This is a genomic window from Salmonella enterica subsp. diarizonae (assembly GCF_008692785.1).
GTDB lineage: Bacteria > Pseudomonadota > Gammaproteobacteria > Enterobacterales > Enterobacteriaceae > Salmonella > Salmonella diarizonae.
On sequence record NZ_VXJV01000002.1, the window covers coordinates 12173 to 35331 of the forward strand.

Genomic DNA, 23159 nt, shown 5'->3' on the forward strand with positions numbered 1-23159 from the left:
TTTCGTCTGCATTAAGTATAAAAAACATACTATGTCTTATACTTACGGCCTTTGTCTCTCAAAAAAAGACCTTTTTCTGGATCATTAGTACGGCGATGTGATTGCTGAATTTATGTATTGTAGTTAATAACGGGGTAGCGGTTTTTTCCTGGATAACTCCCCACATTTTCCCCGTACAGAAAACAGGCGTAAAAAAGCCAACAATGTGTCTAATAACCCTAGATAACACACGGCATTTAAAATCACTTGCAGCGTGCCGCATACTCTTCCCCAAAACCAAACACCGGGTTTTGATAATCAAAGAGTGGCAAAAGGATATTTTATTCTCCTTCCGAAGAAGGCGGCTCCTCCTTTACCTGCGTTGGGCGTAGCGTTTCACCTGGCTCAAAATGCTGGTAGTCCGGCCCGTAATCAAACCACAGTTCATCCCCGGCGTGGACGTCGCGTGTGGTGAGGAAAAAGTTGATATTCTTCCCGACAAGCACCGCGCTGACGTTCTGTCTTACTTCTGCTTCCGCCGTCCGATGGGTAAATACCGGACTGTTAAGCAGGCTGAGGAGATTTCCCTGCGGGAAGCCGGATACAATGCGTTCCTGGCTTCGCGTGGCAAAATAATAATTACCGGCTTCCTTCCCATATTCTTTTTCGTATTCACACCGTACCTTTTCACTGTCCAGCAGGCGGCCGGAGTAGGGGCCCAGTACGGTAAATGCCGTCAGATCGGTTCGCGCGTAGACTGTACGCCCTCTGTAACCGTCGCTGTCATCAAGGGGAATAGCGACGGACATCATGGCATTCATTCGCGCATCATGACTTCCTTCATTTTGCAGAAACCAGCGAATATCCTGATTAATTCTGGCTTTTATCTGCCGGGGTAATGGGTTAAAAAGAGGCCCCCACCGTGTAACCTGTAAGGTTTCAATCCTGCCTTCCGCTTGCGCCATCACCGATATCGTCGGGTCACGCCAGTGCTGCAGAATGGGCAGGTTATTGTTTATCTGGTGTGTTTGCCAGGTCACGGCGTCTTCCTCTTTCTTGATCTGTTTTGCCGGCGGGGCTGAGATATCCTCTTTGGTCGAGGGAAGCGACCGTTTTTCCCCGCTGCGCTCCGGGAGGATACCCACGCTGGCGGTTATCTCATCGCTTGCGCCTGCGGACATCGATGTTTGTTGACTGTCACTCGTGACGGTAGCAGACAGCGACTGCTGCAGTCGCAATATGCCATTATACTTCAGTCCTGTGTTTGTCAGATAACCACTGGCGCTGCCGATGGCTATCCCCTGAGCCAGCGCCCACTTTATCCAGCCTCCCGCCTCGCGTTTCGCCTCCTGCGACATGTCCCGCCATGTCCGAATCTGTGCATTTGTAATAGGAGCGCCTCTTTCTCCGGGCGGTTTCAGTCGCTCTATACCAAAGAGGGTCAGCCCGCTGTTGGTCAGAAAGGTTTCGGCACTTCTGAAGGTTATTCCCCGTGCCTCCGCCCATCTTCTCCAGCCGCCTGTCTTTGTGCGCTCTTCCTGTGACATATTAAACCACTCCAGGAGTTGCGCCTGGCTGATGGTCGAGCCCCTCTCTTCGGGTGGCTGCAGCCGTTTCCTGCCATGGTGGGTCAGTCCTGTGTTTGTCAGATAGCTGCAGGCACTACTGATGGTTATCCCCTGAGCCTGTGCCCACTTTATGCAACCGCCTGCCTCGTTTTTTGCTTCCTGCGACAGCTCCTGCCACGCCAGAATCTGTGCATTTGTAATAGGCGTTCCTCTTTTTTCTGGCGGTAGCAGGCGCTCTATACCAAAAAGAGTCAGCCCGGTGTTGGTCAGAAAGTTTTCGGCACTTCTGATAGCTATCCCCTGCGTCTGAGCCCACTTTATTCGGCCGCCAGCCTCCTTTTTCGCTTCCTGCGGCAGATCCCGCCAGGCCTGAATTTGTGCATTTGTAATAGGAGTCCCCCTTTCCTCGGGCGGCAGCAGACGAACTATACCAAAGGGAGTCAGTCCGGTGTTTGTCAGAAAGTTTCCGGCACTGCTGAGAGGTATCCCCTGTGTCTGCGCCCATGCTTTCCAGCCACCTGACTCAAGTTTTGTCTCCTGCGGTAGGTCTCGCCATGCCTGAATTTGTCTGTCCGTAATGGCGCGGCCCCTTTCTTCGGCGTGCTGCAATCGTTCCATGCCGCGGGGGGTCAGTCCGGTGTTTGTCAGATATTTTCTGGCACTGCTGGTTGTTATCCCCTGCGCCTGCGCCCACGTTATCCAGCCGCCTGCCTCGCTGTGTTCTTGCGCTGACATGTTAAGCCACGTCAGGAGCTGCGACTCAGTGATGGGAGCGACTTTATCTCCGGAGGACCGTAACAGCTCCATGCCACGAGGGGTCAGCCCGGTATTTGTTAGATATTTTTTGGCGCTGGTGATAGAGATTTCCAGCGCCTGTGCCCATTTAGTCCAGCCGCCTGCCTCGTGCTTCTTCTCCTGCGGCAGGTCCTTCCATGCCTGAATTTGGCGGTCCGTGATGGGGAGCCCTCTCTTTTCGGGAAGTTGCAGTCGTTCCATGCCGCGGGTAGTCAGCCCTGTGTTTGTCAGACAGCTCCTGGCGCTGCTGGTTGCTATTCCCTGCGTCTGTGCCCATGTTATCCAGCCGCCTGCTTTGTTGTGCTCTTCCTGTGACATGTTAAACCACGTCAGGAGTTGCGCCTTAGTGATGGGGGCCCCCCTCTCCTTAGGATGCTGTAGCCGTTCCATGCCATAGAATGTCAGTCCCATGTTTGTCAGATGTTTTCTGGCGCTGGTGATAGAGATCCCCTGGGCTTGTGCCCATGTTACCCAGCCGCCCGCCGCACTGCGCGCCTCCTCAGAGAGGTCACGCCACGTCTGGATCTGGCCGACAGTGATAGGGCGGCCTCTCTCTTTGGGAGGGTGTAATCGCTCCCTGCCATAGGGGGTCAGCCCAGTGTTGGTCAGATAGAGTGCGGCACTTCCGAGAGTAACCCCCTGCGCCTGGGCCCATTTTCTCCAGCCGCCAGCGTCGCTTTTTGCCTCCTGCGGCAGGTCCAGCCATGTCTGTATCTGCGTACGTGTAATGGGGGGGCCTGTTGGGCCTCTTCCGGGGCTTTCTGTTGCCTCTGCTAACGGGGCTACTGCTTCCTGAGGCTGCGCCGTGTGCCATTCCTGGTCGCTCAGGTGAAGTGTGACGGAGGGAAGGTCGCTGCTTTTACCGGAGGCTATCATGCAGATGGTTTCACCGGTACCGAGTATTCGCTCTGCGGTGAAGTTATCCTGCCGTCCCGGAGACGCCAGCGCCTTCAGTCTTAAAAAGTGCTTCAGCCTGTCCGGCAGCGACGTTCCTTCATCCGGCTGATAAAAAACGTGAAAGCACAGTGCGGCCTCATCCTGAACGGGCAGTGAGAACCAGTCCCTGATGCTATTCCACATCCCGCTGAAGTCAGGGCAAGGGGCGCTGCTACCTGTCGGTGAGGAAAGATGAGTGACGGCCCCGATACCCCGCATAGCGCCTCCTGGTGGTGCTTATCTGGTTTTAAGGTTAACAAGGGGACGCTACCATCGCTCATTATTTTTTGCTTTTAGATTATGACCATCAGATCTCATGTACTCCAGCCTGGTCGGTTATGCCAAAAAGGGGAGCCTCAGGTCGCTATTTGATATTCGCAGACGCTAATGATTTAAAAGTAGATTTATTCGTAATGAATAATCAATCGTTTAAGCCGTCGGGCTGAGTGGCCCGACGAACGTGTTTAGAAGGTATATTTAAGACCGACAGTGGTCATAAAGTTATAATTTTCAATACCTGCGGTGTTTTTACTGTGTTCAGAGGTATTATCGCTGCGGTCATAAACCGTAGTATCCCCTTTTTTGTTGGTGATGCGATTCCATGTTCCTTCAACATACACTTTCGCGTTAGGAGTAACATAATAACCCGCGTTTGCTGCAATAGAGTAGTAGTTCTGGTTTTTAACTTTACTACGGAAAGTGAGCGCCCTGGCATAGTGCTCATCGTTATCAGATGCCTTTACCCAACCGCTGTATTTAAATGCGCCGCTAAACTCAAAGTTATCGTAACGGTAGTTACCCGTAAGACCGATATAAGGCATTTTAAATTGTTGTTTATAGCCTATCCCTCTTTCTCCATCAGAGAATGCCCCAGTTTCATTCCGGAAACCGCCATTCTCGCTGTAAATATAGGTACCCCCGGTGGCATTGAAGCTGTAACGGCTTTCCTGGTAGCCAGCCATAAGACCAAGTCGATAGTCTGGCTCATTTAAAAACCAGCCTTTAACATTCAGATCGAATTCATTGGCGTAATTAAGACGTGTATTAGGATGTCTACTTTCATCTGTCCATGTTCCGGCGTGATTGGCATCCTGCCAGTCCTTATCAACCATATTGGCTCCACGGCTGTCGATTGTACTCCATCCGGCAGCGCCGACAGATAACCATGGCATCAGATCCCAGTTGATTGCACCTTTAATAATTGCAGCGTTATTGTATTTCCAGTCAAGTTGGCTAACTTTCCGCCCGCCTTCTGCTGGGTCGTAAACGCGTTCTTTTGTTTTTCCACTTAGCGTTCCTAAACTGATATCCGTGCTTACCTTTTCAGGGGTAAGGAAATTGAATTCGGTTGAGGCTAAAGAGTTGAATGCCACAGGGGCGGTGAGAGCGATTCCCAGAAGTTTTAAACGCATAAAGATGACTCCATTCGTCATAGTTAATTATCAGGTAGATATTCTTTTTATCCAGATCAATTAGTCAATAATGGCTCACTGCTTTGTTTACCTTTTGTTTAATATTGGGGGTTGATTTACTGATGGACTATTATGTGTCAGGTATAACAATGGACAAAATGACCATGGGATGTCATACGGCGTGTCTTTTGCCATGGTGCATTATTCCTTCGTCGGCTCGTATATACATGATGAGCGAGGCGGAAATCGAACTTCTTAGTAGCGTTCGAGTGTGTGCAATGAGTGTCTAACGGCACTCTCCTGAGGATGATTTTCCTGACGGACATATATCAGAGTTTGCTGGCGTGACTCCCCATGTCACTCCTCGAGGGCCGGAACACGCGGATAATAAAAGCACAGAAATTAGAATAATATATTTCATTCAATTAATTCCTTTGTTTTAACTTATGGCTTTTGTTTTTTCTTCAGTAGCCCGCCAGCACGGGCTACAAGGTTAATTTGAACAATACACTCGGGCTTCAAGGGGCGTGTAAATTCCAAGAGTGACAAAACCTAATAGGCCGTTCACAAAGGTTTGCTGGGTTTCCGTACGCATCACTTTATCTGCGCCACCGCAGATTGCAGCGGCATCAACGGTTTTTTTCTGCCCCAGTCCTGAAATAAAGAAATGATGGGTGATAACCTTTTTGGGTGAGGCAACGGGTTCAGAACTCATTTTAAATGTTTGTTGAGCGCAACCTGAGAGGAGAAGTACCAGCGCAAAAGCGGATACAGTCTTAATCATAAATTACCTCCATGGTAATAATGTCAATCGAGTCATTTTTAGTCTGTCCGTTTGTAACGGAAGGGGATTATATACAATTCTTTTATGATTGGAAATGATAATTTTTATCATTTGATTGAGGCCAGCATACGAGGGGCCCGGCTCAAGGGGCTGGGTATTCCTGTATTACCGGGAATGTCAGTTCAGGCACATAGCTCATTATCGTATATGGCTACGGAGCATTGTGCAGAATGGGCATGAGCAACCAGGAACGGGGGAGGCGTCACACGTCCCAAGGATAGTTACCTGCGGTAGAGTGCCATGCTGACTGTAAAAGCTGCCCAGAATCTTACTTTCGAGAGCGTTAACTTTATCAGGAGTCGTGGATGTCACGTTGGGCGGCGCTTTGAACGCCAGGCAACTAAACGATGAGGCAGCCAATGATATGGCGAATATTTTTCTGATTTTCATTTGATGATCTTCTCCGCTTAATTTTGCACAATTGTCATCGGTATACCCGGTCGGAGCCAGGTTATGACGGGAGTGACGCCGCTGGATTCATGTCTACTTTATCTGAATACTGACCCTGTATTTTTTAGCTTTGTTTTTACGGGCATCATTGCGCGTTTGAAGTATTCTCAGTTCATAGTGACCGGATGCGGGGAGCGTGTACTGTCCGCTATCACTAAGTGCTGGTGAGTATCTGGAAAGATCAACTGAGTCGCTTATCCCGGGCCCGAACAGGTAAGTATCTGCGCCTTCATTCGAAATACTGACATGGAGCTGTTGTCCTTTTTTGGCCTGAAACTTATAGGTATCGTAATCGTATCCCTTTATTATTCCTGAGTATTGGGCACTGTAATGTCCTTTATTGAACTCGACATTTACGTTCTTACCAGCAGCAAAACACGTTGAGGTTAGGAGAGCTAAAAGAAAAACGGCTTTACCGATGCGCTTGCTTTTCATATGTCAGTTTCTCCATCAGGATTAGCATGAAGCTTTGTTATACTATAACAATATGTCGTAGTGATCCAGAGCCTTGCCGTCGTTTCGGAGCATTAAGTGAGTAACTTATTCCCATCGTCAGGAGAATTAAGGACTTTTGAAGGTGATGATAAGGATAGATGCATCCCTGATGATATGGATGCCTTGATATATAATTTCATCTGAATGCGTTTTGTTTTGGCTTTGTTTTATCTGAATCGTTTTATAGTACTGAGTTGTAATCTGTATATTTCATGGGTTATGCGAATTTTAAACTAAAAATGATCAGATGTGCAGGTTGTATAAAAACTAATTTTTAATCCTTAGTGAGAAGCGGAAATTTTTTATATTCCAACTGAATAGCCGCCATCTACAGTAATTATCTGACCTATGATAGAGCGGGCAGTATCAGAAGCCAAAAATAACGCTATACCAGCAATTTCTTTTGTAGTTATGATTTCTCCGGAAGGCATCCTGTTGAGAAAGGCTGCCTTTTTCACCTTGTCGCGCCCAACAAAGCGATCGAATAAATCTGTATCTACAGGGCCCGGTGCAATAGCATTTACTCTAACGCCTTTAGCTGCAACCTCTAATGCCGCAGAGCGGGTTAGTCCGTTAACAGCATGTTTACTGGCAGCATAAATACCCCCTCCGGAAACACCTGCTTGCCCGGCTCGTGAGGAGATATTTATCAGACTACCAAAGCACTGTTTACACATAATGGGTAAGGCATGTTTCATTACAAGCTGAGTTCCAAGTACATTAGTATTAAATACATGATGAAAATCATCAACAGTGGTGTTTTCGTGCGTTGAGGGATGGCCTTCTGTTCCTGCGCTGTTGATCACTACATCAACTCTTCCATATATTTTTATGGTGAACTTTATCAGATTTATAACCTGCTTTTCGTCAGTTACATCCGCCATGATAAAATGGCACTGAGGGTGGACTTTCCGCAGTTTTGTTTGCAATGCCTCACCTTGCTTAATATCTAGTCCTGAAAAAATAAGGTTATATTTTTCATATGCAAACTGGTAGCTACATTCCTCGCCAATACCAGAAAGTGCTCCAGTGATCACAATTGTTTTTGCAGACATACCGAATACCTCATGAACAATAATGAAAAATACAACGTAAACCTATCTAACCAGATATCAAGGAATTATAAGTGGTTGATTTATTGTTATTAATGTGTAGGCGTGGGGTTATATATCGTGATAAAAGCTTTTTTTGTGAAAAAATAGATGAAAATACCGGATGGCTTTAATGTTTTCTATATTTATATGTAAATTATATTGCAACAAGATGATAAGTTTTAGTAACGCTAAGAATAGTTTCGAGAAATTGATTGAAAATATTTAAAAGTAATATTATGTGATAGCTAAAGGTTAGCGTTATCAAATATACAAGCCATAAAATTTATTCAGAACAACGTTTTTATATATTTGTGCTATTGGTGTGCGTTGTATGAGAAATTGCTGCTTGATAAACTAATGTGGGCCATTGTTTATAATGAGAAGTAAATTCTTTATCAACGGAGTCATTATATCGCTATGGCAAGGAAATATCTCTTTTACTCTTATTCTGGGGTGGGGGTGAACAAAGTAGAATGTCGTTCGGAGGGATTATGTATACAATTAAATTTATGTGTCTGATATTTTCAGTCTTCATGGGGTCTGTTTTTTCCGTACCAGCACAGGCGATGACGTGTTTGAATGAATATCACTCGGTAGATTTATGCACAGAGATATGTAGTGGTCTTGATCCATTCGGATTTATATTTTGTTTATAAACATTAAGTTGTGCTCAACACTGGTCTGGAGTGTAAGTTCACTCCAGGCTGGGTAAAGACAACGCGAGCCGGCCTTCGGAGAAGGTGGTGGTTCCTTAACCTGCACTGAGCGTAGCACTTCACTTGACTCAAAATACCGATAATCTGGCCCGTAATCAAACTCGTCGGGTCACGCCAGCACTTTCCGGAGGTTGTGTCGAATACTATTCCTGGTCGCTCAATGAAAGTGTGACAGGGGAAGGGGCGCTGCTTTTACCGGAGGCAATCGTGCAGATGGTTTCACCGGTTCCGGGCATTCGTCTGCGGTGAGGTTATCCTGCTGTCCCGGAGATGCCAGTGTTTTCAGCCTCAAAAAGTACTTGCCTGTCCGACGGCGACGTTTCTTCATTCGGCTGAAGTCGGGGAGACGCTATTGCTTGCCGGTGAGCGCAAATGAATGGCGGCCCCGATACTTCGCATAGCGCCTCCTGCTGAGGAAGTCTGCCACCGTTTATTATTCTCTTCTTTTACATTATGTCCATCGGCACTCGCGTGTCCTGGCCGAGTGGCTTGCCAAAAACGAAGAGCATCAGGTCGTTATTGGGGCTGGTACTGTGGCGATTTATGAAATATGTACTGGGATCGGAAAACCAGAACTATATTATCTTCCAGGTATGTGTTTTTTGATGAAACAGTATTTCGGTGATTTTATTTTATGAGATTTTTTTGTCTGTGGCGATGTGGTAAATCGAGCGCTTTAATGCAAACTCTATTTACTACCATTTTTGGTAGTGTGTGATATATTTTCGAAAGTAAAAACTTACGAATGTAAAAAAATATTTTTCATTTATGGTATTCTATTGCCAATCATTTTTATAGCTGGTACGTTTTCTAATGTCAGGACTGACATCCAACTCGTATTGTATAATAAAATATACAGGGATTATCCATGAATAAAATATACGCTCTGAAGTATAGTGTCAGACAAGGTGCTCTTGTGCCTGTTTCAGAACTGGCAACTCATGTAAAAAAATCTTCTCGCACAGGTCTGATAAAAAAACTTATTCCATCAGTTATTATTAACACCCTTCTTTTAGGATATTCAATTACATCGCTGGCCTCAGTCGTCAGGTATGATATCCCCTACCAGACAATAAGAGATTTTGCGGAGAATAAAGGGCAATTTACGCCAGGCAGTATGAATATCCCTATTTACAGCAAAACAGGCGCGGTTATTGGCTATTTGAATAATGTTCCAATGCCCGATTTCAGCAGTGCCAATCATCAGTCAGCGGTTGCCACACTTGTTTCGCCACAGTATATCGTGAGCGTAAAACATAATGGCGGCTATCAGAGTGTCAGTTTTGGTGATGGCGAGAATGGGTATCGTCTTGTTGACAGGAATAATCAGCCTGGACGAGATTTTCATGCCCCACGTTTAAATAAATTAGTCACAGAAGTCGAGCCTTCTTTGATGACACAGTCGGGGATGGTGTCTGGCGCTTATAGTGATAAAAATCGTTATCCCGCATTTTACCGGGTAGGGTCCGGAACCCAGGAAATTAGAGATACAAATGGCCATATCACCTCAATTTCCGGCGCATACAGTTATCTGACCGGCGGAACGGCGGGCTCACTGGGGTCTTATGATCAGGGCAAGATGATCAGTACCAATACCAATAACCAGTTGTATAGCCTGGCGCAGGGGCCGATGGGAACACACCCACGCAGTGGTGATAGTGGTTCACCTTTATTCGCCTATGATTCTGTTTTACAAAAGTGGGTCATTGTCGGGGTGGATAGTTCCGGCGGCGGCGGCGGCACTAACTGGGCAGTGGTTGATGCGAATTTTGTAAATCAGGCCATTCAGGACGATACCGATGCGCCAGTAACTTTTATGGCCGGACAAGGCCCCTTGCGCTGGGCGTTTGACTCGACAGATGGTACAGGAACGCTTACCCAGCAAGAGACTGTCTATCAGATGCATGGCCAGAAAGGCGCCAACCTGAATGCGGGTAAAAATCTGGTATTCAATGGTGTTGACGGTCAGATTGTACTGGAAGACACGGTTAACCAGGGCGCGGGGGCGCTGTCCTTTAACCATAATTATACGGTATTCACCACTAACGGTTCCACCTGGAAGGGCGCAGGTCTGGATATTACCCGGGATGCAGAGGTGAACTGGCAGGTGAACGGGGTTCAGGGCGACAACTTGCATAAGGTCGGCGAGGGCGTGCTAAAGGTCAATGGTACTGGTATTAACCCGGGCGGATTGAAGGTTGGGGATGGTACAGTTATTCTGGCTCAGCGTCCGGATGAGGACGGAAATGTTCAGGCCTTCAGTTCGGTGAATATCGCCAGTGGCCGACCCACGGTGGTTCTTACCGACAGCCGACAGGTGAATCCTGATAACATTAGCTGGGGCTTCAGGGGAGGCCGGCTTGATGTCAATGGCAATGACGTCACTTTTCATAAAGTTAACGCCGCGGATAATGGTGCGGACATCATTAATACCAGCGATACCTTTGCCACAGTTTCAATTAAGCCCCTCACGGACATGACGGTGACTATTAATGACTGGGATAAAAATAAATCTTCCGGCGGTGCTGCCGGGTTATTGTATAAATATAATAACCCTTACGCCCATACAGTGGATTATTTTATCCAGAAGAAAAAAGGATATGGATATTATCCTGTCAATCAGTCAGACAACGACAGTTGGGAGTATGTTGGACACAATGAGACGCAGGCCGTTGAGCGGGTAAAATCACGGCGTCCTGTCGATGATCGAATTTATCACGGTAATATCACTGGCAATATTCATCTTAATATTGATACCTCTCACAGTAACGGCGGCCTTATTTTTGACGGCAATATAGATACGCCAGATGGCAAGTTGATGCAATCTGGTGGTCAACTGACGTTCCAGGGCCATCCAGTTATCCATGCTTATAACGGTAAATGGTTGACTGATAAACTAAAATCCCTTGGTGATGATTCTGTCAGAAATCAACCCATCTCTTTTGATCAGCCTGACTGGGAGAACCGGACATTTCGTCTGAAAACGCTGTTGCTGAACAATACCGATTTCGGCCTGGCCAGAAACGCGTCGCTGAATGGGGATATTGAGGCTGTTCATTCGTCCGTGACGTTGGGTACACCAAATTTGTATATCGACCTGAATGACGGGAATGGCACAAAAGTGACGCCACAAAAGGGAACCTCGGTTGCCGGACAGGAAGCGGACATGAGCCGCTATGTCGGGAAAGTGACGCTTAGCAAGCAGTCAACTCTGGACGTACGTGAAATTTTCACTGGCAGTATCCAAAGTCAGGATAGCGTCGTCACCGTTTCCTCGCGTCATGCGAAGCTGGATGATTACAGCCGGTTCGGCAACACGTCACTGACTCTTCAGGAGGGGGCTCGATTGACCGCCACCGGGGGGTGGTGGAGTGATTCAGACGTTATTGTCGGACCAGCCGCTACGCTGAGTCTGGCAGGCGCGCCTGCAGGTAGCCAATCCGGACAGATGAGTCCGGCGTTTTATTCCACCAATTATGGCGCGGGTTATCAGTTGGGCGCCGCGAGTGAACTACAGTTCTCTCCTTACACCTTTGTTACCGGCGATATCCGGGCAGAGGGTGATGCAGGTATTACCATTGGCAGTAGTGAAAATGTCGCCCTGGCGGATAATCTGCCCCTGGAAGAGCAGATGATGTACAGTCTGTTCAATGGCTTTCGTAATGTTTATTCGGGTAATGTCAGCGCCCCGCAAGGGCGAATGGCGATGACGGATACGCAGTGGCAGATGCCTGGTGATTCTCGTATAGGGGCACTGAGTATGACCCGGTCGCTGGCCGGCTTTACCGGGCGCGGATTTCACACTCTGACTACCGACACATTACAGGCCAGCCAGTCTGCTTTTGCACTCAGAACGGACCTGAAGGACAGTGACAAGATTGTAGTGAACCAGAAAGCAGAGGGTCGGGACAACACCCTGTTTGTGAACTTCCTGAAAAAACCGTCCGGACAAGAATCCCTGAATATTCCACTGGTCAGCGCCCCGGCGGGGACAAATCCAGCGATGTTTAAGGCCGCAGAGCGGGTGACCGGTTTTAGTCTGGTGACGCCGACCCTGCACACAACAGAGCAGGATGGCAAAATACAGTGGGTACTGGACGGGTTTAAATCCGCGCCGGACAAAGGGTCAGCCACGTCGGCCAACAGCTTTATGGGCATGGGATATAAAAACTTCATGACCGAAGTGAATAATCTGAATAAGCGTATGGGGGATCTGCGTGATACTCAGGGCGAGGATGGGATGTGGGTACGTATCATGAACGGCGCCGGAACCGGTGACGCCGGATATTCTGATCGCTACACCCATTTGCAAACGGGGTTTGATAAAAAACACCGGTTGTCAGAGGCTGACTTATTCACCGGTGTCCTGATGAGTTATACCGATAGCAGCGCCAGCGGTCGGGCCTATAGCGGCGACACGCATTCGCTCGGCGGTGGGTTGTACGCATCTGTGATGTTTGATTCGGGGATATATATGGACGTTATCGGTAAGTATATCCACCATGATAATGACTATAATGCCGGATTTGCTGGTCTGGGCAAACGGAATTACGGTACACACTCATGGTATGCCGGTCTGGAGGGCGGATATCGCTACCACCTGACAGAAAGTTTGTACATTGAGCCACAGGCGGAACTGGTATACGGAACCGTGTCCGGAACGACGCTGAAATGGAATGATAACGGCATGGATGTGTCGATGCGTAGCAAGACCTATAATCCACTGATAGGGCGTACAGGCGTGGCTCTGGGGAAAACGTTCAGTGGAAAGGACTGGAGCGTTACGGCCCGTACTGGCGTGGATTATCAGTTTGACCTGGTGGCCAATGGCGAGACGGCGCTACGCGATGCATCCGGAGAGAAACGTTTTACCGGTAAGAAGGACAGCAGAATGCTGTACAACGTGGGGTTGAATGCGCAGGTGAAGGACAATGTCCGTTTTGGTCTGGAACTGGAGCAGTCGGCATTTGGCAAATATAATGTTGATCATGCCATAAACGCTAACTTCCGCTATATGTTCTGAGTGGCGGCGTTTGCGTTATATCCTCACAAACAGCGCCTTAGGGCGCTGTTTTTTCCCGGACATACTGTACTTTCGCAGGGGGCGAAAAATAGTTATTCTGCAACCAGCCACATATCGGCCTCTTCAAACATCTCTTCCAGCATACGGTTCAGCCGTTCTTTCTCGGTTTTTGTACAGTCACTGTTTAATGCGTTTGCCTGCATTGGTTTAACTTTCACTTGTGCCGCGGGAAAGAGCCGGTGTACGCGCTTTGTGAGTTCATTAAGGATAATTTCTCGTGCCCCCGGCAGGCCTTCAACGTTTCGCTTGTCATAAACGAGTTCGACGAACATCGCCATTTCCTTTTTACTGGTTAGATAAACAGTATTTAAACTGGGTATATAACCAGTGTCAAGGTCTGGCCACCGTTTTGTCATCCTGATGGTGGTTAACGGTGCGGACATCAAATTAAATTAACAGAACATAAAAGTGAAAGCTGCCAACCTGTTGCTGTGCTATGACGTTAGCCGCTCTGTTTTCACGGAGGTATCCTGTAGGTACCTGCTACCTGATGGTAAATTCCAGGGCGCGGCTGAAATCGCAATCGGCCAATACAACCGGGTCGCCTTTTCTGACAATAATGCTATTCGTGCCCAGGCATTTTCGGCTCTGTTTCCCCTTAATGTTGTTATCATCTGTGAACCAGCGCTGGTTATCATTACCCGTGCATGAATAAAGAATGACTGGCGTGCCTTCTTTCGTACCCTGTCCCGCAGCATCCAGGCATTTCTCACCATGCGTGATTTTGTCGCGGTGAAATGAGAAAAGCTGAGATTGCACATGTTTACACTCCTGCAGCGTCAAATGATTCTGTTGCTCTGAGCCAGCATCAAGGCACAAACCATCTGTTGTCCGAATCTGTTCCGCATCATTTATGTAATAACCGCCGGAATTAATCTGGTTTTGTGTAATGACCGGGAACGATAAATTAATACTATAAGGGGCGGGTAAGCCGTTAGTCGTACACCCACATAAAATAGAGGAGAGGCAGAGAACCAGAGTGGTTTTTCCTGAAAGTAATGCCATTCAATTATTACCCTAAAAATAAATAGCGTTATAACTATATTAAGTGGTTTATACCCACTGGATATCACCTGGTGTCGAGGTGGCAATAGAGAGAATTCTGATAGACTTACATAAATAATTCGGTTAATTGCACGCAGTCAACCAGGAAGCAACTCAGACGACGATAGGTATATAGCATTGGATACTGTTGTAATATTAAATGTTATCACAGCGGAAAACGGTTGTACATTTCTCTGCGTTAAACAACGCGAGAGGATTTGCTGACATCCGATATGCGATAAAAGAGGGGGTGGGATATCACTGATAAAATAAACCCTTTAGATTTTTGTCAATGACGATATCCTGCGGTATTTTTAAGCAAAATTTCATTCCAGACTACGGAGCTATATGTATGTGCTTATGATCAGGCAAAAGTAAAGGTAGTTCATTAATTTCTAACGTATAATATGAACGATTAGCACTATCAGCCAGACACCTTAAATAAACAGCCGAACGCCCGGGCCATAACGACCTTATTCACTTTTTCTGAAAAAATGCAGAATTATGAATTATGAAAGATAAACGTTGGCGGCAGTAGGTCCACGGAGGCCATTAATACGACAGAACTCAACGCGTATACCTGGGATAAGCGCTTCTGCTTCGTGTTGGTTACATGCTGAAATGTGGACCTGAACATCTTTACGGCCATCGGAGGGGGTGATGAGACCTTTACCGCTCTTACAATCAAAAGTTTTGACAATTCCTGTCATTTTACGAGACAAACAAATTCCTTAAAGGGGATAACGAGGCGCACTATACACGTCAGGAAAAATAATACCAGCTATATTTAATAGCAATAAAGATTTCTGGACGGCTAAAAGTAGTCTATTGACACCATCGCAAATAATGGCATTACGTTCTGGAGAAAGTATTCTCTTTTTTAGATCCGTTAATTGGCGTGGGCATCATGGGTTTTGTAGTAGAGCAGGACGGTGAACTGATTTTCCTGGTTTGCTTTTTATCGATATTTGCAGGTGGTTGCGGGGTCTTACTACCAAAATCGTAGATAAAAATTTCCCATGATGCCTGTTGTAAACTGACGGAACGGTATGAATGGGCCAAAACAGGCAATGAAAAAATAATCAATGACCAAAGCATAAAAGCATGATGTTTCATAACACCTCCTGTTATATGCAATGACTCATGTATTTTATATACTGTATTATGGAACATAACTACCATCTTTTATTAAACGAAGAGTTAATCGTTTTTAATATTAATGTGCTTTATTGTAGGGGTGGAATATTTTATTGAACAATCAATATTTGCATCCGTTATTATTTTTATAGAATGTAAACTCTCTCTCAACACGGGCGATATTTATGTTGGAATTGTGGTGTTGATTCTATTCTTATGACAAGAAATGTTGTAATTGATAGATATATTAAAAATTACATCGGAGAGGCAATGAAGCGTATCGTGAAGTTTTTTCTGGCAATGTTACTGGGCATCATAGTGAATATGGTCGCAGCGCCAGCGATGGCATATAACTGTATTTCGTCTGGAGAGTCAAGTGAGGACTGTGAAGCACAATGCAATATGTTCTGGTTATATGGAGAGTTTGCTTACTGGACATGTTTTTAGCTGGTCGGCGTCAGATATTTCGGTATGCGAGTGGTGTGGGCGTTTATCTTTGCATATCAGTGGGTTATGTTAGTAGTTGGTTTTTCTGTAATGGCCAGACGTTTCATGGAACCTCTTAAATTAGTGTGTGTGAGAAAGATTAGAATGTAAATCTATAAAAAAAAGATGACCTTGGAGAACGGGTTTCCTTAATAGACGGTACGGGTTCTCGTTAGTAAAAATGTCTTTTAAGAAGTAAACGCATCGGGAGCGATAGCGGTGAATTATTCCTGGTTTTGTCGGTTCGGCATAGTGGCGATAACTGAATGTCGGATCGGTACTGCGGGTGTTTAAACGCACCGTAAATAAGAAGTAGTATTAAGGAGTTGTTATGAAAAAGCTTATTTTTTCCACTTTAGTTATTACTACAAGCGTTTTGGTTGTAAATGTTGCACAGGCCGATACTAACGCGTTTTCCGTGGGATATGCACAAAGTAAAGTTCAGGATTTCAAAAATATCCGTGGGGTAAATATGAAATACCGCTATGAGGATGACTCTCCGGTAAGTTTCATTACTTCGCTAAGTTATTTATATGGAGATAGCCAGGCTTCCGGCTCTATTGAGCCCGAAGGCATTCATTACCATGACAAGTTTGAGGTGAAGTACGGCTCTTTAATGGTTGGGCCGGCTTATCGATTGACCGACAATTTCTCGTTATACGCGCTGGCAGGTGTCGGTACAATGAAGGCGACGTTAAAAGAGCATTCCACTCAGGGTGGTGACACGGACTCTGCCAAAATATCCTCAAGGAAAACGGGCTTTGCGTGGGGCGCGGGTGTACAGATGAATCCGCTGGAGAATATTGTTATCGATGTTGGGTATGAAGGAAGCAATATTTCCTCTACAAAAATAAACGGCTTCAACGTTGGGGTTGGATACCGTTTCTGAAAAGCATGATCTATGCGGAAGGTTCGCCTTCCGCACAGCCAGTTAATAAAATAAAGAGGATTTTTTACTGTAAACAAGTATCTTCTTGTCTCTTCTCGTTTCGTGATATCGCTCTGAACATAACATTCCACAGCATGAGCGCAGGTAGGTGATTGTTGCAAGGAATCAAGGTAGTTCAGGTATGTGGTAAGCATGAAGGCCTGGTGTAAATAACGACAGATCTAACAAGATTCACCCTGAAAAATTTTCTCTGAATTAATCACAATGTCATCAAGATTTTGTGATCCCCTTCGCATATTGTACCCGCCGTTGACAGACTTCTGAAAAGTAGCAAGGGATGTATTTTATATCCAATAGAGTACCATTTTTGCTCCTGGCAGGAGTCTCCAGCCGCCACTAGCTCAGCTGGATAGAGCATCAACCTCCTAAGTTGATGGTGCGAGGTTCGAGACCTCGGTGGCGGTCCAATGTGGTTGTCGTATAATGTTATTACCTCAGTGTCTGGCTGATGATGTGGGTTCGATTCCCACTGACCACTTCAGTTTTGAATAAGTTATGTCTTGCAACTCTGTTACAGAATAATTTCATTTATTACGTGACAAGATAGTCATTTATAAAAAATGCACAAAAATGTTATTGTCTTTTATTCCCGGTGAGTTGTAGATTTTTCTTATGCGGTGAATCCCCCTTTGCGGCGGGGCGTCCAGTCGAAATAGTTAATGTTCCTCGCGAACCATATTGACTGTGGTATGGTTCACCGGGAGGCACCCGGCACCGCTATTTTTATAAAACAAAATTTACCCTCTACGGTTCAGTAGGGTGGGCTTTTTTACATCAGGCAGGTCAGAATAATACTGGTTAGCTTGAAAGGTATGATCAATAGCAGAAATAAATGGTTCCGTTCGCGGTCTGAAGGTTTAACCGCGCCAGAGCGTATGCAAGACCCTGGCGCGGTTGGCTGGTGATCGTTCGATAGTGCGAATATGAATGGTTACCAGCCGCTGCGAATTCTACCTATGCCACCTAATAAAGCAAAACATTTAGACGCTAAACAACGACAATTCAGATAGTTCGAACTTTTCTTTAAAAATGGGACTAACCATGATTAAAAATGGCTATTAATTAGCCATGATAACACCGTAGTGATTCACGTATTCTGTCCAGGAAAGGTTGAAGAGGAAATGCCTGATGACAAGACTTCAGGCATTTCTAAAGATTAGTTAGCTAAGGAACAGTTGCTGAGAACAGGTTTATCATCACCTTCTACCAGTTCAGCCGTTTTGCCTTTTGTATAAAGCTTATATGTATAATTTTTGTCCATAGCTTCATAGTTTGCTCCTGAGGCCATTTTCATTATCCGCATCGGGATCATCTCGTTTACCTGATTGATAATCGCATAGGCATTTCCAGCCTCGGTGTTGATGTAAATCACCTCCATCACCTGGTTATCATTACAGGTGTATATAGATTTAGAAATTTCCTGCGAAGCTGCCATAGATGCGGTACTGACGCTAAGCGCCGCAAGAAAGAGGGTAAATGGGATCAATTTACGTTTCATCATTAGTATCCTTTGTTCATATTGTTGTAGTTAATTCCCTGAAGAGCGGGAGATAAGACAGCATCAATATCATTAATGCTGTAGTATTCCTGTTTACTGGCGAAAAGTAGCGCCAGAAAAGCGAGTTATAATTTATCCGTCATTGACATATGCGATGAGCAGATAAATCTTAAAATCATAAACTATAGGCTGCAAATCATTATGACACGATGGAAAACGATCTTCGCCGCTGCTCAATACTATGGCATAGAAACCGAAGAAAGCAGTGCTGTTCACTATCTTGCTTCATACAGAATCTATCAGTGAAACTATTTCTTCAAATGGTGGTCTTTTTATTATCGATCAGGTAATGGAATCAACAGGGATTATTCAGGAGTATATGTGAAAAAGTGGCTTATAGGAGGGATTTTGATCGCAAGTTTTCTGACAGGTTGTCTGATGTGGCACAATATTGATAAATGGTTTAACAAAGATATCGAAGTTTTTTACGCCGGAGACGATAACTAAATCTCCTGTCGGTTGGTAACGGGTAGCATATCTTCAGGTGTTGCGCCCAAGAGTTGCCGGGCGCAAATGGTAGATGCATGAATACCATTTCATTAAAGTCTTAGTATCACGTGAACAGTAGCTATCGCGTATCCACTGAAGTCACAAGATGTATAAGCCAGGTTTTTGTTTCAGAAGTGACTGAAACATATTTTGTTCCGGTTGGGTTTACCGCCAGTTGCTGAAAAAAACAATGTTTGTGTAACCGTTGTAGAGGTTGACACATGCGCCGACCGTGAATTTTATTTTTGGCGACCATATTTCCTCCCAAAAGGCCGCCCGAAGGCGGCGCTGGGTCTGATAATGGAGAAGGGCGTTGGTCACTGCCATAACCAACCTCCATACACTAATACAAATGATAATCATTATCAATTGTGTCGATGATGAAAAAATTGTAAAGATGAAAAGATGTCAGAAATTACGATGAACGGAGGGGCATTTTTCGTTAACCGCTTAAATTCATAACTAAAAAGATGCTTTTATAGGCTTGAAAATGGTTTATCCGTCCTTATGTAGTCAGTGGACAAGCAATGCTTGCCGTGATGTTGAACTTTTGAATAGTGATTCAGGAGGTTAATGATGGCACTCAGTACCTTGTCAGCACTTCCCGGGTTTGCTGATTCTCTTTTCTCGGACCGTTTCAACCGTATTGATAGACTTTTCAGTCAATTAACAGGAGATACGCCAGTCGCTGCGACGCCAGCTTACGATCTGAAAAAGCGCGATGCGAATAACTATCTACTTATCGTGAGCGTTCCTGGCTGGAAGGAGGAAGAGCTTGAAATTGAAACGGTTGGCAGCAACCTGAATATTACGGGTAAACACACTGAAGATACTGTAGAGGATCAGACACACTGGATTTATCGTGGTATTCGTAAGTCGGATTTCCAGTTGAGTTTTTCTTTGCCTGAACATGCTAAGGTGAATAATGCGAAACTGGAGCAGGGGCTCTTGTTGGTAGAGATTTACCAGGAGATTCCTGAAAGCGAGAAACCGAAAAAAATTGCCATAGAAAGCAAACCAAAGGCGATTGAACACAAATCATAATCGCGTTAATGAAGGCCCGTTTAGACGGGTCTTCATTGTCTGTAGCAAAAAGGGTTTCGCCTTGCTTGTAGGCACAGATCGCTAAATATTATAACCCTGACCTCTATATTATCCCGTGCCACTGACCTCGTCGCCATTGGACGGCGGTAGGTTGGAATTATCCGCGAGGTCAGTCCAATTTTTGTCCATTCTCTATATCCTGCCTGTTATGGTGCGGTGTCTGAACGTAACTTCGTATAACGATGCATCGTTTTAATTTTGTTGATGCTATTTCTGCTATGACTGCTGTCATACGTGAAAAAAGCTGATGCCTTTCTACATCATTTATCAGAGGCAGATATGAAATTAGAGCTCGTTAATCGGCAGGTCATTATACCTGAAAGCGAAACCGAGCCTTTCCAGTGCCATGCCTCTACGCTTGCGCGCTTACCGTGCGGTACGCTCGTGGCCGCATGGTTCGCGGGGCTGTGCGAAGGAAGCAAAGATACAGCCATCTGGTTATCTCGCTATGAACATAATATCTGGACAAAACCGCAGCGAGTGGCGGCACGCGAGGGGGAAGCACACTGGAATCCGGTGTTATTTTACCCGTCGGATAAATTGTGGTTATTTTATAAAGTAGGCAGCGACGTACACGTGTGGAAAACCTGGTTTATCACCTCCAGCGATCGAGGATTTACCTGGAGTACGCCAGCTGAGTTGGTCAACGGTGATATTCTGCCGCGAGGTCCCGTAAAAAATAAACTCCTGCTGGCATCAAATGGCGCCTGGATTGCGCCAGGGTCGATTGAAAATGCTGAACGTTGGGAAGCATTTGTGGATCGCTCCTGTGACGAAGGAAAACATTGGAATATCTCTTTTGTGCCGTTGGAACCCTATGGCGCTATTTCCGGGAAAAACGTAGCGTTGTGGGATGGTGTAAAAAAGGGCATGCTGTGGGAGTGTTGTCTGGAAAACCTCCTGCGCTGGGATGGCGTTATTCAGCCTACGCTGTGGGAATCTTCTCCGGGGCATATTCATATGTTGTTACGAAGTACACGTGGGGCAATTTTTCGCAGTGATTCAATCGATTATGGCGTTAGCTGGTCTATTGCCCGCGCCACATCTTTACCGAATAATAATAGTGGTATCGATCTGGTTAGTATGCAGGACGGTACGCTGATTCTTGCTTTAAATCCTGTCAGTGGCAACTGGGGAAAGCGTTATCCGCTTTCACTTATTGCCTCCCATGATAATGGCACATCATGGCTACCGTTACTGGACCTGGAAAGTGACCGTGGTGAGTATTCTTATCCCGCTATTATTAGCGAGGGGGGAGTCATACATATCACCTACACGTGGAACCGGAAAAATATCGTATATTGTCGATTACAAACTGTGTAAGGCGCTATAAGTCGAGACCGATAGCGCCGGAATAATAACGCCTTGCCAGGAGTGGTCTGTCACGCCGAGATGGCCGAATAATTACGATTTACCGGGCAACATTCTTGAAAATGTATCGTCTTTTTGTATGTAATGGTGAAACAATGCCGCTGCTGCATGCATTGCAATCAGGAAATAACCGATATTGGCCAGCATTTCATGAATGCGCTTTATATCCGATTTTAGCGTGCTATCTGGCGTCAAAAATACCGGTACAGTAAAACCAAAAAAGCTCCAGTTTTTTCCGCCTAACGTCATCATCGCGACGCCCAGCAGCGGTAAAGCGAGAAAAGTGAGATAAAGCGCGATATGCATTAATTGGGCGGCCACATGCTGCCAGCGAGGAGGGGGAGGCGTAATGACCGGGGTTGGGTATTTGTGTTTAAGATATAACCGTAAAAACATCAGCGCCCAGACCAGAGCGCCCATATCATAGTGCATGTCTTTCATAAACAGGTAAACGCTGGAGCCTTTTGGCGCCCACCCCCGTAACTCGATGGCGGCATAAGCGATACCTATCAGGAACAATGTTAACCAGTGGAGCGTTATTTGCAGTCTTGAGAAATGTGCCATTATTATTATCCTTTATTAACAACCGCTTGTAGGGTATGCGTAAAATCTTAACAGAACCTTAAAACGGGGCTCTTAATCGCGAGGAACGGGCATAGATAGCGGCACGTAAAATGGGATAAAAAGCCGGCGGCATCGCCGGCTTACTGTTGTTATTGTCCTCTTACGACAACACAGGTTTTACCATAAAACGGATATGAGCCTGTAGTTTCATAATCAACACTCGAAACTAAAGAAATATCCCCCGATTTTTTCGCTGAATCAATAGATGCATCCCCGGTATTCACAATACCCAATACCGTTTGCGCACACGCTTTACCGGTTTTGGTCGCCGGGAGACTGGTGGCCGTAATAGGCCCTTTAACATCCGTATATAATCCAATCCCTGTCGGTGATGGTCCTGTAGCACAACCAGTTAAAAGAGAACTAATAAAGATAATTGAAAAAATGTGTTTTTTATTTTTCATGGAAATAGTCCATTATAAATTAATAGAAAGCCTACCGTCCGAAATCGTCCGGACAGCCATTTAAAAGATAATGTATATTAAATATGCGATATTACTCTTTGCATCCTCCTGTTGATGTCGTACCTGATGGACAAATATCTGTAGAGGCCGGATATATTCCCCACGCAGAGTTTTTATAACTTGCACATCCTGTTAGCAATGAGAATAGTACGGCTAAAAAAATCATTATGAGCCTTGTCGGCATTAACATTTTCGGCTGGACTCCATAGCATGTCATTTCATTGAGTTGCCATATGACCGGCATTCTGATGGTAAGTTTCATTAATGCCCGGCTCGTTTAATAATGGTTTAGGTTTAAAGCCAGGAGGCGCTAATTACGATAGGTTCTTACGCTTCAGTACTGACTAATGATGATGATAAAATGTACAGCACAGGATGAGAAGGCTTAGTACGGAATATTGATGAAATAAGATAGCGTTAATTAACCCGGTGTTGCTGGCGCTATTTTTCTTTCGTTTTATACCTGCCAAAAGCGACCTTTCATCCACGTTGACGCTTCCTGCATTGATACCCTGTGGGTATCAACATTTTGCGTATGATGTTTTTAGGAGATCATCATAC

At 45.6% G+C, this 23159-nt stretch carries 19 protein-coding genes and 1 tRNA gene; 8 read left to right on the plus strand and 12 right to left on the minus strand.

Annotation, left to right across the window (positions count from 1 at the left end):
• Nucleotides 1–320: 320 nt before the first annotated feature.
• The 5 genes from F4V72_RS03955 to F4V72_RS03980 form a co-directional block, all read right to left on the minus strand.
• Nucleotides 321–3497: an SET domain-containing protein-lysine N-methyltransferase gene (locus F4V72_RS03955; RefSeq protein WP_150342426.1), complete on the minus strand. Its 3177-nt coding sequence runs from the start codon at nucleotides 3495–3497 to the stop codon at nucleotides 321–323.
• A 245-nt stretch (nucleotides 3498–3742) separates the two neighbouring features.
• On the minus strand, nucleotides 3743–4690 hold the full coding sequence (locus F4V72_RS03960) for an omptin family outer membrane protease (RefSeq protein ID WP_023247945.1): 948 nt from the start codon (nucleotides 4688–4690) through the stop codon (nucleotides 3743–3745).
• A 493-nt stretch (nucleotides 4691–5183) separates the two neighbouring features.
• Entirely contained in the window at nucleotides 5184–5474 is a 291-nt protein-coding gene (locus tag F4V72_RS03965) for a Bor family protein (protein WP_023247946.1), read from the minus strand.
• 543 nt (nucleotides 5475–6017) lie between these two features.
• A complete protein-coding gene (pliG, locus tag F4V72_RS03975; RefSeq protein ID WP_023247948.1) occupies nucleotides 6018–6419 on the minus strand; it encodes a g-type lysoyme inhibitor PliG in 402 nt (133 codons plus the stop codon).
• Nucleotides 6420–6781: 362 nt separating this feature from the next.
• Complete coding sequence (locus F4V72_RS03980) at nucleotides 6782–7534, minus strand: SDR family NAD(P)-dependent oxidoreductase (protein ID WP_023247949.1); 753 nt, start codon at nucleotides 7532–7534, stop codon at nucleotides 6782–6784.
• An 818-nt stretch (nucleotides 7535–8352) separates the two neighbouring features.
• On the opposite strand from F4V72_RS03980, the gene F4V72_RS03990 reads away from it, so the two are divergent.
• Together F4V72_RS03990 and F4V72_RS03995 are read left to right on the plus strand one after the other, a co-directional pair.
• Nucleotides 8353–8538: a hypothetical protein gene (locus F4V72_RS03990; RefSeq protein WP_136058236.1), complete on the plus strand. Its 186-nt coding sequence runs from the start codon at nucleotides 8353–8355 to the stop codon at nucleotides 8536–8538.
• Between the two features lie 619 nt (nucleotides 8539–9157).
• Entirely contained in the window at nucleotides 9158–13312 is a 4155-nt protein-coding gene (locus F4V72_RS03995; protein WP_136058237.1) for a S6 family peptidase, read from the plus strand.
• A gap of 92 nt (nucleotides 13313–13404) precedes the next feature.
• On the opposite strand, the gene msgA is transcribed toward F4V72_RS03995, so the two are convergent.
• The 4 genes from msgA to pagD all read right to left on the minus strand — a co-directional run bounded on the left by msgA (nucleotide 13405) and on the right by pagD (nucleotide 15532).
• Nucleotides 13405–13644: a virulence protein MsgA gene (msgA, locus tag F4V72_RS04000; protein WP_023247951.1), complete on the minus strand. Its 240-nt coding sequence runs from the start codon at nucleotides 13642–13644 to the stop codon at nucleotides 13405–13407.
• Nucleotides 13645–13855: 211 nt separating this feature from the next.
• Nucleotides 13856–14377 (minus strand): ricin-type beta-trefoil lectin domain protein, encoded by a 522-nt coding sequence (locus F4V72_RS04005; protein WP_023247952.1) that lies wholly within the window; start codon nucleotides 14375–14377, stop codon nucleotides 13856–13858.
• Between the two features lie 548 nt (nucleotides 14378–14925).
• Nucleotides 14926–15138, minus strand: coding sequence for a cold shock-like protein CspH (cspH, locus tag F4V72_RS04010; RefSeq protein WP_023247953.1), 213 nt, complete (start codon nucleotides 15136–15138; stop codon nucleotides 14926–14928).
• Nucleotides 15139–15268: 130 nt separating this feature from the next.
• A complete protein-coding gene (gene pagD / locus F4V72_RS04015; protein WP_136058238.1) occupies nucleotides 15269–15532 on the minus strand; it encodes a virulence protein PagD in 264 nt (87 codons plus the stop codon).
• An 838-nt stretch (nucleotides 15533–16370) separates the two neighbouring features.
• On the opposite strand from pagD, the gene F4V72_RS04025 reads away from it, so the two are divergent.
• Both F4V72_RS04025 and F4V72_RS04030 read left to right on the plus strand, forming a co-directional pair.
• Nucleotides 16371–16928 carry an Ail/Lom family outer membrane beta-barrel protein gene (locus tag F4V72_RS04025; RefSeq protein ID WP_023247955.1) on the plus strand — a complete coding sequence of 186 codons (558 nt, stop codon included), beginning with the start codon at nucleotides 16371–16373 and terminating at the stop codon, nucleotides 16926–16928.
• 390 nt (nucleotides 16929–17318) lie between these two features.
• Nucleotides 17319–17395, plus strand: a tRNA-Arg gene (locus tag F4V72_RS04030).
• 749 nt (nucleotides 17396–18144) lie between these two features.
• Here the strand turns inward: F4V72_RS04030 and F4V72_RS04035 are convergent.
• Nucleotides 18145–18489, minus strand: coding sequence for a c-type lysozyme inhibitor (locus F4V72_RS04035; RefSeq protein ID WP_023247956.1), 345 nt, complete (start codon nucleotides 18487–18489; stop codon nucleotides 18145–18147).
• Nucleotides 18490–18867: 378 nt separating this feature from the next.
• Here F4V72_RS04035 and F4V72_RS04040 point away from each other — a divergent pair, with 378 nt between their 5' ends.
• The 4 genes from F4V72_RS04040 to F4V72_RS04055 all read left to right on the plus strand — a co-directional run bounded on the left by F4V72_RS04040 (nucleotide 18868) and on the right by F4V72_RS04055 (nucleotide 21462).
• A complete protein-coding gene (locus F4V72_RS04040; protein WP_000758947.1) occupies nucleotides 18868–18993 on the plus strand; it encodes a lipoprotein in 126 nt (41 codons plus the stop codon).
• Nucleotides 18994–19185: 192 nt separating this feature from the next.
• Nucleotides 19186–19416: a hypothetical protein gene (locus tag F4V72_RS24705; RefSeq protein WP_044136291.1), complete on the plus strand. Its 231-nt coding sequence runs from the start codon at nucleotides 19186–19188 to the stop codon at nucleotides 19414–19416.
• 195 nt (nucleotides 19417–19611) lie between these two features.
• The gene (locus tag F4V72_RS04050; protein ID WP_044136293.1) at nucleotides 19612–20079 is read left to right on the plus strand and encodes an Hsp20 family protein; all 468 of its coding nucleotides are present in this window, start codon (nucleotides 19612–19614) and stop codon (nucleotides 20077–20079) included.
• A 339-nt stretch (nucleotides 20080–20418) separates the two neighbouring features.
• Entirely contained in the window at nucleotides 20419–21462 is a 1044-nt protein-coding gene (locus tag F4V72_RS04055; RefSeq protein ID WP_053509468.1) for a sialidase family protein, read from the plus strand.
• 81 nt (nucleotides 21463–21543) lie between these two features.
• Here F4V72_RS04055 and F4V72_RS04060 read toward each other — a convergent pair whose 3' ends face one another.
• Both F4V72_RS04060 and F4V72_RS04065 read right to left on the minus strand, forming a co-directional pair.
• Nucleotides 21544–22074, minus strand: coding sequence for a cytochrome b (locus F4V72_RS04060; RefSeq protein WP_023247959.1), 531 nt, complete (start codon nucleotides 22072–22074; stop codon nucleotides 21544–21546).
• 149 nt (nucleotides 22075–22223) lie between these two features.
• Nucleotides 22224–22538: a TRL-like family protein gene (locus F4V72_RS04065; RefSeq protein ID WP_023247960.1), complete on the minus strand. Its 315-nt coding sequence runs from the start codon at nucleotides 22536–22538 to the stop codon at nucleotides 22224–22226.
• Nucleotides 22539–23159 lie beyond the last annotated feature (621 nt).

Excerpts from the sequence above, each read along its gene's own strand:
- F4V72_RS03955 (WP_150342426.1), bottom strand. The coding sequence starts at position 3,497 with ATGCGGGGTATCGGGGCCGTCACTCATCTTTCCTCACCGACAGGTAGC.
- F4V72_RS03960 (WP_023247945.1), bottom strand. The coding sequence starts at position 4,690 with ATGCGTTTAAAACTTCTGGGAATCGCTCTCACCGCCCCTGTGGCATTC.
- F4V72_RS03965 (WP_023247946.1), bottom strand. The coding sequence starts at position 5,474 with ATGATTAAGACTGTATCCGCTTTTGCGCTGGTACTTCTCCTCTCAGGT.
- pliG (WP_023247948.1), bottom strand. The coding sequence starts at position 6,419 with ATGAAAAGCAAGCGCATCGGTAAAGCCGTTTTTCTTTTAGCTCTCCTA.
- F4V72_RS03980 (WP_023247949.1), bottom strand. The coding sequence starts at position 7,534 with ATGTCTGCAAAAACAATTGTGATCACTGGAGCACTTTCTGGTATTGGC.
- F4V72_RS03995 (WP_136058237.1), top strand. The coding sequence starts at position 9,158 with ATGAATAAAATATACGCTCTGAAGTATAGTGTCAGACAAGGTGCTCTT.
- msgA (WP_023247951.1), bottom strand. The coding sequence starts at position 13,644 with ATGTTCGTCGAACTCGTTTATGACAAGCGAAACGTTGAAGGCCTGCCG.
- F4V72_RS04005 (WP_023247952.1), bottom strand. The coding sequence starts at position 14,377 with ATGGCATTACTTTCAGGAAAAACCACTCTGGTTCTCTGCCTCTCCTCT.
- pagD (WP_136058238.1), bottom strand. The coding sequence starts at position 15,532 with ATGAAACATCATGCTTTTATGCTTTGGTCATTGATTATTTTTTCATTG.
- F4V72_RS04025 (WP_023247955.1), top strand. The coding sequence starts at position 16,371 with ATGAAAAAGCTTATTTTTTCCACTTTAGTTATTACTACAAGCGTTTTG.
- F4V72_RS04035 (WP_023247956.1), bottom strand. The coding sequence starts at position 18,489 with ATGATGAAACGTAAATTGATCCCATTTACCCTCTTTCTTGCGGCGCTT.
- F4V72_RS04050 (WP_044136293.1), top strand. The coding sequence starts at position 19,612 with ATGGCACTCAGTACCTTGTCAGCACTTCCCGGGTTTGCTGATTCTCTT.
- F4V72_RS04055 (WP_053509468.1), top strand. The coding sequence starts at position 20,419 with ATGAAATTAGAGCTCGTTAATCGGCAGGTCATTATACCTGAAAGCGAA.
- F4V72_RS04060 (WP_023247959.1), bottom strand. The coding sequence starts at position 22,074 with ATGGCACATTTCTCAAGACTGCAAATAACGCTCCACTGGTTAACATTG.
- F4V72_RS04065 (WP_023247960.1), bottom strand. The coding sequence starts at position 22,538 with ATGAAAAATAAAAAACACATTTTTTCAATTATCTTTATTAGTTCTCTT.